Source organism: Microvirga sp. Mcv34 (assembly GCF_024519725.1).
GTDB lineage: Bacteria > Pseudomonadota > Alphaproteobacteria > Rhizobiales > Beijerinckiaceae > Microvirga.
Genome location: NZ_JALJRK010000063.1, coordinates 14,886 through 27,989 on the forward strand (window position 1 = coordinate 14,886; position 13,104 = coordinate 27,989).

General features: G+C 64.2%; 9 protein-coding genes and 1 pseudogene. 4 read left to right on the plus strand and 6 right to left on the minus strand.

What is annotated here, in order from left to right; translation table 11 throughout:
* Positions 1-42: 42 nt before the first annotated feature.
* Positions 43-234: pseudogene (locus OC446_RS30880) on the plus strand (ATP-binding cassette domain-containing protein); the annotation flags it as partial.
* Between the two features lie 184 nt (positions 235-418).
* Positions 419-1,462: a type II glyceraldehyde-3-phosphate dehydrogenase gene (locus OC446_RS22970; protein WP_262031337.1), complete on the plus strand. Its 1,044-nt coding sequence runs from the start codon at positions 419-421 to the stop codon at positions 1,460-1,462.
* Positions 1,463-1,631: 169 nt separating this feature from the next.
* On the opposite strand, the gene cls is transcribed toward OC446_RS22970, so the two are convergent.
* The 6 genes from cls to OC446_RS23000 all read right to left on the minus strand — a co-directional run bounded on the left by cls (position 1,632) and on the right by OC446_RS23000 (position 9,120).
* Entirely contained in the window at positions 1,632-3,068 is a 1,437-nt protein-coding gene (gene cls / locus OC446_RS22975; RefSeq protein ID WP_262031338.1) for a cardiolipin synthase, read from the minus strand.
* Between the two features lie 155 nt (positions 3,069-3,223).
* Entirely contained in the window at positions 3,224-3,739 is a 516-nt protein-coding gene (locus OC446_RS22980) for a hypothetical protein (protein ID WP_262031339.1), read from the minus strand.
* Between the two features lie 111 nt (positions 3,740-3,850).
* Positions 3,851-6,241: a heavy metal translocating P-type ATPase gene (locus tag OC446_RS22985; RefSeq protein ID WP_262031340.1), complete on the minus strand. Its 2,391-nt coding sequence runs from the start codon at positions 6,239-6,241 to the stop codon at positions 3,851-3,853.
* Between the two features lie 36 nt (positions 6,242-6,277).
* Complete coding sequence (locus OC446_RS22990) at positions 6,278-6,946, minus strand: methyltransferase family protein (RefSeq protein ID WP_262031341.1); 669 nt, start codon at positions 6,944-6,946, stop codon at positions 6,278-6,280.
* Between the two features lie 3 nt (positions 6,947-6,949).
* Positions 6,950-7,261 (minus strand): DUF2933 domain-containing protein, encoded by a 312-nt coding sequence (locus OC446_RS22995; RefSeq protein WP_262031342.1) that lies wholly within the window; start codon positions 7,259-7,261, stop codon positions 6,950-6,952.
* Positions 7,262-7,275: 14 nt separating this feature from the next.
* Entirely contained in the window at positions 7,276-9,120 is a 1,845-nt protein-coding gene (locus tag OC446_RS23000; protein WP_262031343.1) for a DUF3141 domain-containing protein, read from the minus strand.
* A 1,241-nt stretch (positions 9,121-10,361) separates the two neighbouring features.
* Between OC446_RS23000 and OC446_RS23005 the strand changes: the two genes are divergently transcribed.
* Positions 10,362-11,873 carry an efflux RND transporter periplasmic adaptor subunit gene (locus OC446_RS23005; protein ID WP_262031344.1) on the plus strand — a complete coding sequence of 504 codons (1,512 nt, stop codon included), beginning with the start codon at positions 10,362-10,364 and terminating at the stop codon, positions 11,871-11,873.
* Positions 11,870-13,104 (plus strand): efflux RND transporter permease subunit (locus OC446_RS23010; RefSeq protein WP_262031345.1); only part of this gene is annotated, 1,235 nt, incomplete at its 3' end. The genes OC446_RS23005 and OC446_RS23010, both read left to right, overlap by 4 nt.

The window sequence follows — 13,104 nt, forward strand, 5'->3', positions numbered from 1 at the left end:
GATGTTCGGCCCCACCCCTGCGGGCCGGAAACGAAGGTTGCAATGGACCAGAGCGTCTTCACTGCGCAGGATCTGACGAAGGTCTACCGGACCGGCGACGTCGAGGTGCGCGCCTTGCGGGGCCTCACCTTCGAGATCGCGGCCGGCGAGGTCGTCGTCCTGCTGGGTCCGTCCAGCAGCGGCAAGTCGACGTTGCTCAACATCATGGGCGGGCTCGATCAGGCCACGAGCGGGCGCCTGCTCTTCAAGGACTTGGATCTCACCACGCTCGACGACCGCAGCCTGACCGCCTATCGCCGGAACCATGCCGGACTTGTGTTCCGAATCGACGGCTGGGGCAGCGCCACCGCTGCCCTTGGCAGACAGGCGGTGATCACATCCCCCATAGTTTCCGGTTTCAGCCAAGAGGAGAAAGACCATGAGCACCCCGACCAAGATCCGCGTCGCCGTCAACGGGTACGGTGTGATCGGCAAGCGTGTTGCGGACGGCGTCGCCCGGCAGGAGGACATGATCCTGGCGGGTGTGGCGGACATCGGCACGGACTGGCGTCCTCGCATGGCCATCCGGAACGGCTTCCCTCTGTTCGGTGCAACGGCGGAACATGCCGATGCGATGCGGCAGGCCGGCATGGACGTCGCGGGCACGCTCGACGACCTCCTCGGCGAGGTCGACGTCGTGGTCGACTGCACGCCGAAGCGTGTGGCGGCCCGGAATGTCGAGCTCTATCGCCGCCTCGGTCGCAAGTTCATCCTGCAGGGCGGGGAGAAGCACGAGGCAACCGGACACTCCTTTGTGGCCGAGGCGAACTATGCAAGTGCCGTCGGCCGCGACTCGACCCGGGTTGTCTCCTGCAACACCACGTCCATCGTGCGCACGCTGACGGCCCTCAAAAAGGCGGGCCTTCTGCGTCGCGCGCGCGGCACGCTGCTGCGTCGGGCGACCGACCCCTGGGAGAGCCATCAAAGCGGGATCATGAACACACTCGTGCCGGAGGAGCAGATCCCGAGCCATCAGGGACCGGACGCCCAGAGCGTCGACCCTGCGCTCGACGTCATCACAATGGCCGTCAAGGTGCCGGAGACCTTGGCGCATCTGCATTACTGGTCCGTGCAGATGACCCGCCCCGCCGGCAAGGACGAGGTGCTTGACGCCTTGCGCGCATCCTCCCGGATCGCCCTGATCCGCATGAGCGATGGCTTGGCAGCCCTAAACGTCGTTAAGGAGATGATGGCCGACATCGGCCGGCCACACGACAACCTCTACGAGGTCGCGCTTTGGGCCGACATGCTGCGGGTCGAGGGCGATGAACTGTTCTACGCCTACATGGTCGACAATCAGGCGATTGTCATTCCCGAAACGGTGGACGCCGTCCGCGCGCTTACCGGAGGGGAGCCGGACGCCTTGGCTTCGATCCGGCGAACGGATGCTGCGCTCGGCATCGGTGGCGCGCTTGTCTGGTGAGACGTCCACGGCCGTCCCGGAGATCCAGCACCCTGTCGGCCTGCCAGCCGCGAATGCACCGCGCGCCTCGCCTTCCCACGATGGAGTTGTGCGGCGGACTGGGCCATTGGCCTGAAGATCCGACTGGTCTGAGTGGACCGGACCGATGCGCCAGGGCAACCGCATGGTTTCACAGAAGCGGTGCCGCGAGCCGTGCCAGGTTTTCGCACGTCTTGGTCAGGATCGAACGGGCCTTCCACGCCTCGCACGTCAGGACCTCGCTCGCCGCGAAATAGCGATCCTGCTCAAGCCGGAGGAGCTGTACGACGCTGCGGTCATAGACGACAAGGCTCACCTCTGCGTTCAGAACGAACGAGCGGATGTCGACATTGCTTGAGCCGATGAGGGCAATGTCCCGGTCAACTGTGATGTGCTTCGCGTGCAGGAACTGCTCCCTGTAGGAGTGAATACGGACGCCGGACCGCAGCAAGTCCGCGTAGTAGGACCGCTGTGCCAGATGCACCAGCAGGTGATCCGTCTCATGGGGCACCACCAGGCTGACCTCGACCCCCCGCAGGACAGCCGTCTTCAGGGCCTGAACTAGGGCCTCGTCAGGAATGAAGTACGGTGTTGTGATGACCACCCTTTCGCGGGCGCCATGGATCAACGCGGTCACCAGGAGGCCAACCCCCGCATCGGGATAATCGGGCCCGCTTGCGAGAACCTGCGCCACGGCTCCATCTCCCGGCGCGCGATGGGGAAACAGCACCGGTGCGTCAAGCACCTGATCCGTCTCCATGAACCAGTCGGCGGCAAAGACGGCTTGCAGCTCAAGAACGACAGGACCCGTCACGCGGACCATGAGTTCCTCATTGACCAGGCCGCGATCAAGTGCGGCATCGACAATGTTCTGAGAACCAACGTACCCGATCCGGCTGTCGATCACGGCGATCTTGCGGTGGTTGCGCAGGTCCGCGCGGGCAGACCGGCGGCGAAGAAGTCCAACCGGCAGCGCGCGTCTAACATCCACCCCGTGGGAGGTAAGGGTCTTGACGACGCGCCGCGACCACCGCCGCGACCCGACTGCATCGATAAGGACCCGGCAGGCAATCCCGCGCCGGGCTGCTTGGCCGAGGGCCTCCATGACCCGTCGTCCCGTGGCGTCATCCGCGAAGATGTAGAACAGCAGGTGGACGCTGCGTTTGGCGCGGTTGATGTCGGACACGACGTTGTCGATGAGCTGGTCGTAGTTGGGGCAAATCTCCACGTCATTTCCGGCAAGGGTCGGAAATTGCCCGAGCTTCTCGATGAGGAGCGCGGGCTCTTCAAGGTTGCTTGGAAGGAACGGCCGACGGCAGAAGTGGGAGTGGGCGATCTGTTTGATCGCTATGGCAAGAAGCTTCGGCAATTTGGCGAAGCGGTCGCGGCGCCAGCGGGGATATGTCGGCCTCCCAATCAGGAGATAAATGGCCAAGGCGGGGATGGGCAGGAAGAACACAAGAGTGAGCCAGCTGCGCGCCGCATCGGGAGAGCGCCGGAACGGAACCACCACGAGCATCACCACGCGGATGGTCCATTCGAGGGCAAGGTAGGCGCCAGCCCAGGCTGCGCTGTCGCTGAGAAGCATGTGTGAGATCGACCATTCGGTTCGTGATGAGGAACTATGCCCTGGGATGCCGCACATTCTGCCTTGCGCATGCAATAACCATGTCCCCTGCCCTATTCCTGTGAGCGCTACAGGGGGGTGCGGCAGGTCCACTGTCACCTATATCTCGGCATACATCATCGCGCTGCGCCGGCAAACACAAAGTCGGCTTTTGCAGGAGTCGCCGCTCCCCGGCGGCGAACTTCGAGGCGAATGGTGTAGCGATCCCGTGGTGGCATTTGGACGAACCCTCCATAGGTCACCGTCGCCGCAATCGACATTGGCTCTAGCTTTAGGCGCTGCGTGCCGACGTGTCCCAGTCCCGAGACTGATGCCGATACGTCAGCATCCTCGACACGCGCCCCGCTCGTAGCATCGAACAGGGCCACCACAAGATGATAGGTATCCGGATCATGCGGGGAACCGCCGTGCATGGCTGTCTCCGTGTGCCCCGTCGGATGGCCGCGCACGATCCGTCCCGGCATGACCCCCAGGTACACGGCAAGACCGTCAACCTTCTGGAACGGTTCCAGCACCTGTGCACGGGCAGCCGCCGGCATGGCCAGTGCAACGCCGAGAACCAACCAGGCGAAGCTCGACCAGGACAATGTGCGCGCGGCTGGATGCGGATTTCCTTCGGATGAAGCATTCATTTCCATCATCTCCAGAGGTTTTTGGGCCCGGATCGGCTAGATCGCGGACCGTGCCATCGGCGCCTCCGGCCAGCTCGATGGGCCGGAGACTGAACATTGCCGGGTCCCGCCTTACACCGCCGCCTCGTGCTCGCGCGGCGCGGACGCAGGACGGCGCTCGGACGTTTCAGGTCCTTGCTCGTGCAGTTTGGTCCGCTTCAACAGCAGGGCGTTGATCGCGACGAGAGCGGAGCTGCCCGACATCGCCAGGGCCGCGATCTCGGGGCTGAGAAGAAACGGATAGAACACCCCCGCCGCGAGCGGGAAGGCCACGATGTTGTAGCCGACCGCCCACCATAGGTTCTGATGCATCTTCCTCAGGGTGGCCCGTGACAGCTCGATGGCCCCCACGACATCGTGGGGATCGCTCTTCATGAGAACCACGTCCGCGCTCTCAATTGCGACGTCCGTGCCCGCGCCGATGGCGAAGCCCACATCCGCCTGCGTCAGGGCCGGGGCGTCGTTGACGCCGTCCCCGACCATGCCGACTTTGTGTCCTTGCGCTTGAAGCTCCTTCACCTTGTCGGCCTTTTGGCCGGGCAGCACGTCGGCCAGGACGATGTCGATCCCGAGTTCCTCGGCGATGCGGCGCGCCGTGCCGGCATTGTCGCCTGTCAGCATCGCCACCTTGACGCCGCGCTCGCGCAGCCGTTGGATGGTGACCTTCGCGCTCGGGCGCGGGGCATCGGCGATGGCGATCAAACCCAGAAGCCTGCCCGACCGTGCAACGTGGACCACCGTGCGGCCCTCACCTTTCAAGGCTTCAGCCTTGTCCGCCAGGCCGGCGAAGCCGATGCCCTGCTCCTCCATCAGGCGCCGGTTGCCAAGAAACACAAGTGCTCCTTCGATTTCAGCCCAGGCGCCCTTGCCCTCGATGTTGAGGAAGTTGGCCAGTCCAGGCACGGCAAGGCCCTTGGCGCGCTCGACAATGGCCAGAGCGAGCGGGTGATCGGACCCATGCTCGACGGCGGCGGCCACGCGCAGAACCTCGTCCGCGGAGGCGCTCGGCGCGGCGACGACGTCCACCACCTTGGGCTGTCCCATAGTCAGGGTGCCTGTCTTGTCGAAGACGACCACATTGAGCTTGGTCGCCTCTTCGAGGGCGCCGGCGTTCTTGAACAGAATACCGTTCATGGCGCCAAGGCCGGTGCCGACCATCACCGCCATCGGGGTGGCGAGGCCAAGGGCGTCTGGGCAGGCGATCACGAACACCGTGATCGTGAGCGTGAGCGCGAACAGCAGCGACTGGCCAAGCCACCAATACCACGCCGCGAAGGTGGCGAGACCGATCACGATGGCCGCGAGCACCAGCACCTGCGAGGCCCGGTCGGCGAGGAGCTGAGCCGGCGCCTTCGAGTTCTGCGCCTCCTGGACGAGCTTGATGATCTGGGCGAGCGCGGTGTCGGCGCCCACCCTCGTCGCCCGATAGCGCAAGGTGCCGCTCTTGTTGATCGCGGCCGCGACGACCGTGTCGCCAACCTTTTTCGCTACCGGCATCGACTCGCCGGTGAGCATCGACTCGTCGACGGCCGACTCGCCCTCGATCACCTCGCCGTCGACCGGAATCTTGTTGCCGGGCCTGAGGATGACGATGTCTCCGACCACAACCTCGGCCGTGGGAATCTCCGCTTCCTGGCCGTTGCGCACGACCACAGCCTTCGGCGGAGCGAGATCCAGAAGGGCCCGGATGGCCGCGGACGCTCCGGCGCGCGCCCGCATCTCCAGCCAGTGGCCGAGCAGGATGAAGACGAGCAGGACCGCCGAGGCTTCGTAGAACTGTTCCCCCTGCCACAGGAAGGTGCTGCCGACGCTGAACAGGTACCCCGTGCCGACGCTCAGCACGACGAGCACAGCCATGTTGAGGATGCCGTTGCGCAACGCGCGCCATGCCGCGATCAGAAAGGGCCACACCGGATACAGGATGGCGGCGCTCGCGAAGATGAACATCGCCATGTTCTCGCTGAGGCCGAAGGGCGGCCTGATCCAGGGTTCGCCCATGCCCATGGGCGCCATGGCGAAGATCGGGATCGTGAAGACCAGGCTGATCAGGAAGCGGTTGCGCATGTCCCTGACCATGTCCTGCATGTCCATGCCCGCGCCGTGACCCATCTCATGAGCCATCATGTCGTGGACCGGCGCCGCGGCCGCTTTCGCCGTGGCGCCGGCATGGACATGGTGCTCGTGCGAGGGGGCTCGGGGGTGCGACGGGGGCACGACGGTGGCACCGGCGGCGCACACATGGCGCGGAACGCGTTCGCCTCGGCAGTGGAACCCGCACTCTTGAACCGTGGCGCGAAGCGCCTCGGCAGTCGTGGCGGCCTCGTCGTATTCAACGGTGACGCTGCCGGAAGCGGGGTTGGCGCTGGCCCGGACAACCCCCGGGTGCTTGGAGAGCTGCTTTTCAAGGCCGAGGTGGTCCAACTCCTCGAAGAGCCCCCTGACGTCAAGTGTGGTCGTTTTCATGTCGAGCGTTCCTTGTGCTGTGGACGTGCTGGTCAGTCAGGGCGCCGTCGGCCTGTCCCGCGGCTCAAGCAGGCGCGACCACCGCGGCAGGAAGCGCGGGACGCGCCTGGCATAGGCGTCGTAGGCGGGGCCGAACTCCGCCCTAACCTCCCGCTCCTCCGACAGCGAAAGGCGCACGTACATGGCTACCAGGAGCGGATACATGGCCAGAGTCAGCAGCGTCGGCCACTGCAGGAGAAAACCGGTCAGGACGAGCACGAAGCCCACGTACTGGGGGTGACGCACGTAGCTGTACGGGCCCTCCATGGCGAGCTGCCCGCTCTGCTGGGCGGCATAGAGGACGCGCCAGGCGGCAGCGATGATGATGAAGCCGCCGCCGATCAAGACGAAGCTGAGGAGGTGGAACGGACCGAAATGGGGGTTCGCCCGCCAACCAAACATCATCTCCAGAAGATGCCCGGCATCGTGCGAGAGCCAGTCGACGCCGGGGAACCGGCTCTGGAGCCAGCCAGACAGGAAGTAGATCGTAAGCGGGAAGCCGTACATTTCCGCGAAGAGGGCCACCAGAAACGCGCTGAACGCCCCGAAGGACCGCCAGTCGCGAATAGTGCGCGGCTTGAAGAAGCTCAGGGCGAAGAGAATGAAGACGGCCGAGTTGAGGATGACGAGGCCCCAAAGGCCATAAGCGGGCGAGGAGGTGTCCATGGCTCAGGCTCCCTTATGAGTGTGACGATCCGGGGCCGGATTCGAGTTGTGGCTTCCATGTCCGCCATGGCCTTTGTGCATGAAAAGGTGCAGCAGCGGGCATGCCAGGATGATGAGGTACGGAAGCAGTCCAAGCGCATGGGCGCGGTGCTCCGAAAACAGGAAGAAGGCCGCAATCAGCAAAAAGCCAATCGTGGCAAGGCCTGCCCTTGATCTCCAGAACCCGGTGGTGCCCTTCCGGAAACGATCCTGTTCCGGATGGCCGTTGCTGTTGGCGGCGGGAGGAAGGTGGTGGGAGTGATCGCTTGCGGACATGGCTTTGGGATCCTTCAAGATTGACCAGGGTTTTTGCTGGCCATGGGAGTGGTCGACCTTGCCGGCACGTGGATCTGGGCGGGTATTGCCGTTCTGCTCCGTGGCCTTACCCCACGTTCGGTCTCGGCGGGCTCGGCCGCAGCGCTTTGCGCGGGGGCGGGATCCGGGGCTGGTCGGGTGGCGCCTTCCAGCCAGCGGCTCCAGGTCTCCGCCCACGGCCCCTCGTAGAGGGCACTGAACAGTTGCTCAAACCCGGAGTCGCGCGCGCTGCGCGCCTGCGAGAGCGCCTCGGACACGCCGTCCGAAAGCCTCCTCTCCGCAGCGCGCAATAGGTTGTCGGGGGGCACCGCGTGCCGGTCGCGTTCAACGATCCGGGCAAGGGCTGACACGGCGTGCAACGCTGGAAGGAAGCTGGCCGACAGGAGGTAGCGGGAGGTCCGCATCGGATGGAGCCATTCGAGAGCCGACGCCGACCACGGCGTCGTCACAGCCCTGATCCAGGGCCCCGCCATGCGCGAATACGCTTGGGTGGTGAACTCGGACAGGGCGCGGACGCGCTCGAAGCCGGATCGGGGATACTCGAAGCGAATGTCAGCGACGTCGCGTTCCTCGAACCGCACCGAATAATTCGGCTTCGGGCAATCGGGATCCCCTGTCGGGTTGTCGATCTTCATCTCGTAGAGCCCGGGCGGGAGCCGGGCGACGTCGCCGAGCCCTTCCAGGATCGCCCGGTGCTCAAATCGGGCCACCTTCGCCGACACGAAGATTCCGAGGTGCCCCACATGCGGGTTGGTCAGGTAAACGATGCGCTGGCCGGCCGCCTTCAGGTCGTCCGTGTCCCGGTAGACCACCGGAATCCAGCCGAGCGCCTGGTGAGGGGGCGTGATGTTGTCGCCATAGGACGAGAAGATGATGATCGGGTTTTGGATGCGGCGGAGATCGACCGTGCATCCGTCGCAGATCGGCACCCGCCCTTCCTCAAGCCTGTTGCCGATAAACAGGTTCTCGACAATCGCGAGGATCTCCTCGCGGCTTAGGAAATAGAAGCCGTTCCACCACCGTTCGAATTCCAGGAAGCGCTCGCGCTCGCTGTCGATGTTGGCGTAAAGGTTCGCGTACTTGTCCCACACGCCTTCGGGCCGCAGGTTCTCGAAGTTCTGCACGAGCCAAGCGCCGTCGAAGCGACCATCGCCCAGGTCGGCCACAAGGTTCGCCAGCCACGCGCCGCCGAGCAGTCCGCCGGCGACCCGCATCGGGTTCACGCCGGCCTCGCCCGCCCAGTAGGACAACGGCGGTCCATTGGGCACCACTGGCCCAGCCAGCCCTTCGCAGTCGGCGGCGAGCAGGATCATGGCCCAGCCGGCCTGGCAGTTTCCGTAGAGGACCGGCGCCCGGTCGCCGTGCCGCCGCGCAACCACCTCGACGAAGCGCCTCAAGGCATGCAGGACATCATCGAGTTTCTGGCCAGGAGCCGGCTCCGGATAGAAGATGACGAAATAGACGGCATGGCCTTCATGCATCGCCATGCCAACCTCGGACTCGCGCTTGAAGCCTCCGATCCCAGGGCCATGGCCAGCCCGGGGATCGATAATCATCACCGGCGGCTTTTCCGGGTCGAGACAGTCGTCGATGCAGTCTTCCCCCACGCGGGTGATGCGAAGAAGCGTATAATTCGCTGGACGGTTAAAGCGTCGTGCATCAATGATGACCTCGTAATCGAAGTCCAGAAGCGGAGGCTTCCCGGCGCGCTCGTGGGCGAGCATGTTGTCGGCCCGCTGCCTGAGCGTGTCCCAGAACAGGATATTACGCTCGAACGAGTCCCGAATGTACTCCGCGTAATCGCTTGCGGGCTGCGGCACCGAGCTTTCTAGCTTCCTAGAGCTCGGCGAAGGCTGAGGCCCCTCTTCGCGAGACGTTGTGGTTGGCAAGAGGGACCTCTGTGCAACGAGCGGGTGAAGGATCTTTGTTGCGGCGGGTGCTCGCCGGCTTTGGCCTTGTTTGGCATGCATTGACTCGACTCCGAGAGATGACCATGAGGCGACATCGACAGGAGATTGCGCAATGGCCCTCTGTCGCTGTGTCGGGGGTCGGTCAGCCTCTGGGAGGTCGGAGCACTTCGTTGCCTGTGATGGTTGGAGGGGCGATGCTGTCTACCACAATCAGCCGCTCTGGTCGAAGACAGACCGGATGTTGGTCGGGTGATTGCGCTTGCAGGGCCGTGGAACACAATGCGCCGCAGCAGCAGGCATTGGAGCAAGCACCTGCTTCGGTGCCGTTGGCCGAGCTATAGTGCAGGACGGCATTTTGGAGCAGAACCGGAGAACCGTGCATTGCACCCATGGCCGCTCCGACTCGAGGAGCGCCCGTAGCACTGTCGGACCAACTCACAGTAGGGCCGGCAACATGTGCGGTTACTGGGGTGCCACCGACAAGAGTTCCGAACAGGCTGAGGAGAAAAAGGCACACCAGAGCCCCGCGTTGCATTAGAGCGCTGCTGTAAGCTAGCCAGTTTCTGATCGCCTTTGGCACGATGTTAGCTGCCGTGTTGCACGAATAACCTAACAAGAATCACTATTCTAAATCGTACCGCCTTGATCTCAATCAAATGTGGCGTTACGTCGGAGGCTCTCGGGCCTGCGGCCTGCGGCCTGCGGCCTGCGGCCTGCGGCCTGTGGTATGGGGATCTCGGCTGGACGTTCAAGCTTTTCTGAGGTCGGGTCTCACCAGTGGCAGGCGTTAGAGGCTGGGCTTCCATCGGACTCTTCCCTACTTCGCCTCATGAGCTTCCAGATCGAGCGAAAAGTCAGCGGATACGCCTGTCGGCAGCGCGAAGGCGAAACAAGGTGTCAGGGACTGCTCCTCCGTGTCCTATGGCTGTTGATTTCCACGCGGATCTGACCCGCGTTCGCAACCTTTTGATCTAGCGCAAGGATGGAGTCATGGATCAGCGTTAGGAATACGAACAGTGCCGTAGCGGCAATGACAATCTCTTTAGCCTCCGGGCTCACAATCCCTGGTGGCGCTCTAGGTTGGTCTCGCCAGGTGTCGCGTCGCAAACGGCAAGGCAGGTAGATCTAGCTTATCCAGAAGGCGGTTACTGATGGACCCCGTCACTCCGTACCATACATCCAACCCGGCCGGCCGCCGTTCACCATTGAGAACCTTCGCTTGGCGCCCTGCCTCATTTACATTTGTCCTCGCTGTCGCTGGCTTGCTTGGAGCCGGTTATGCTATCGGCGGGGCAAAGTGGCCCTTGCCGAGCTGGGCTCCTGCGTGGCTGACAACCGCATTTGGACAGTCCGCTGGGTCGACCACGGGCGCAGAGGTTTATAACGGCCACTCAAACAGCCATGCTGCTCACGGGGGTGAGCACGCGGCCGCTAGCGGCCTGGAAAAACAATCAGGCGATGACGCGAGCTTGAAAGACGACAACACGGTTGCCGCTCACATCGACCACGCCGCGACGGGTGCTGCCAGTGCCGACGCGGGCGGCAGGAGGATCCTCTACTACCGCAACCCCATGGGGCTGCCGGATACCTCTCCGGTTCCCAAGAAGGACTCGATGGGGATGGACTACCTTCCTGTCTATGAGGGCGAGGCGGAGGACGACTCAACCGTCAAGGTCTCGCCCGGCAGGCTTCAGCGCACCGGCGTCCGGTCCGAGCCGGCAGAGCGCCGTATCGTCACCCGGCCGGTGCGGGCTCCCGGCACGATCAAGCTCGATGAACGGCGGGTCACGGTAGTCTCGCCTCGATCCGACACCTTCATCGAACACGTCGAGAACATCACAACCGGCGACTGGGTGCGCAAGGACCAGCCGCTCCTCCATCTCTACTCGCCCGAGATTGCAGCCGCAGGAGCGCAGTACCTCAGCGTTCTGAACGAAGGCAATGGCGGCGCCGGACGACCGCTGGTGCTGGAGGGTGCCCGCCGTCGGCTTGAGAACCTCAACGTGCCGCCCGAGGTCCTGGCCGAGATCGAGCGTGCCCGCAAGGTTCCGCTGTCGATGGTATGGACGGCCCCACGCAATGGGGTCGTGCTGGCGCGCAATGTTGTCGAGGGCATGCGAGCGCCCGCGGGCGAGGTCCTGTTCCGGATCGCCGACCTCTCGACCGTGTGGGTGCTCGCGGACGTGCCGGAGCACGATCTCGGCGCCGTGCGTCCCGGCCAACCCGTAACGGTGCGGACCCACACTCTGCCAGGGCGCTCATTCACGGGCAGGATCAGCCTGATCTATCCGCAGGTGAACCCAGAGACCCGCACGGCTCGCGTCCGGATCGAAATCCCGAACCCGGATGGCCTCCTGCTGCCGGACATGTACGCCGACGTCGAGATCGCCACCGGAGACGCCAAGCCCGTCGTAGCGGTGCCTGACAGCGCGCTTATCGACACCGGTACCCGTCAGATCGTGATCGTCGACAAGGGCGAGGGCCGCTTCGAGCCGCGCCAGGTCAAGGTCGGCGCTCGCGGGAACGGCTTCGTCGAGATCCGCGAGGGCGTCGCCGCGGGGGATCAGGTGGTGACATCCGCCAACTTCCTCATCGATGCCGAAAGCAACCTGAAAGCCGCCCTGCAGGGCATGACGGCACCTGCCGAAGAGAAGCCGCAATGATCGCCGGTACCATCGCCTGGTCCTCCCGCAACCTGATGCTTGTCCTAATCGGGACGGTGTTCGCCGTCGCGGCGGGTCTCTACTCCCTGCGCAGCCTGCCGCTCGACGCCATCCCCGACCTTTCGGACGTACAGGTCATCGTCTACACCGAATATCCGGGGCAGGCGCCGCAGGTCGTCGAGGACCAAGTGACCTATCCGCTCACCACCGCCATGCTCACTGTGCCGAAGTCTAAGGTGGTGCGGGGCTTCTCGTTCTTCGGCGTCTCGTTCGTCTATATCATCTTCGAGGACGGCACGGACCCATACTGGGCGCGCTCGCGAGTTCTCGAATTCCTCAATGCCGCAGGAAGTCGCCTCCCCGCGGGTGTGACGCCGACCCTCGGCCCCGATGCCACTGGCGTGGGTTGGGTTTACCAGTATGCCCTCTTGGCTAAGGACCTCACCCTGGCGGAGCTGCGCTCGGTGCAGGACTGGAAGGTGCGCTTTGCCGCCGCCAAGGCCGAGGGCGTCGCCGAAGTGGCCGCGGTCGGCGGCTTCGTCAAGCAGTACAACGTCGTGGTCGATCCGCGCCGCCTGCGCGCGCAGGGCGTCTCGATGACCATGATCCGCGATGCCATCCGCGGGAGCAACATGGACGTCGGCGGGCGCACGGTCGAGCTCTCCGAGTTCGAGTTCATGGTCCGCGGCCGCGGCTACCTGAAGAACATTCAGGACATCGAGAGCATCGTGCTCAAGACCGATGCCGGCACGCCCCTGCGTCTCGGCGACATCGCCCGTGTCGAATTGGGGCCTGACGAGCGGCGCGGCATCACCGAGCTCAACGGTGAAGGCGAGGTCGCAAGCGGCATCATCCTGCAGCGCTTCGGGGCGAACGCACTCAACGTGATCGAGAGCGTGAAGCAGCGCCTTGCGGAGGTCCTGCCGAGCCTGCCCGCGGGCACCGAGATTGTTCCCGTCTATGACCGCTCGCAGCTGATCGAGGCCGCCATCGAGACCCTCAAATTCACGCTGATCGAGGAGAGCGTCATCGTTGCGCTCGTCTGCATCGTGTTCCTGCTCCACCTGCGCAGCGCGCTTGTTGCCATCCTGATGCTGCCTGTGGGCATCCTGATCAGCTTCGTCGCCATGAAGATGATCGGGCTCGGGTCCAACATCATGAGCCTGGGCGGCATTGCGATTGCGGTCGGGGCGATGATCGATGCGGCGATCGTCATGATCGAGAACGCCCA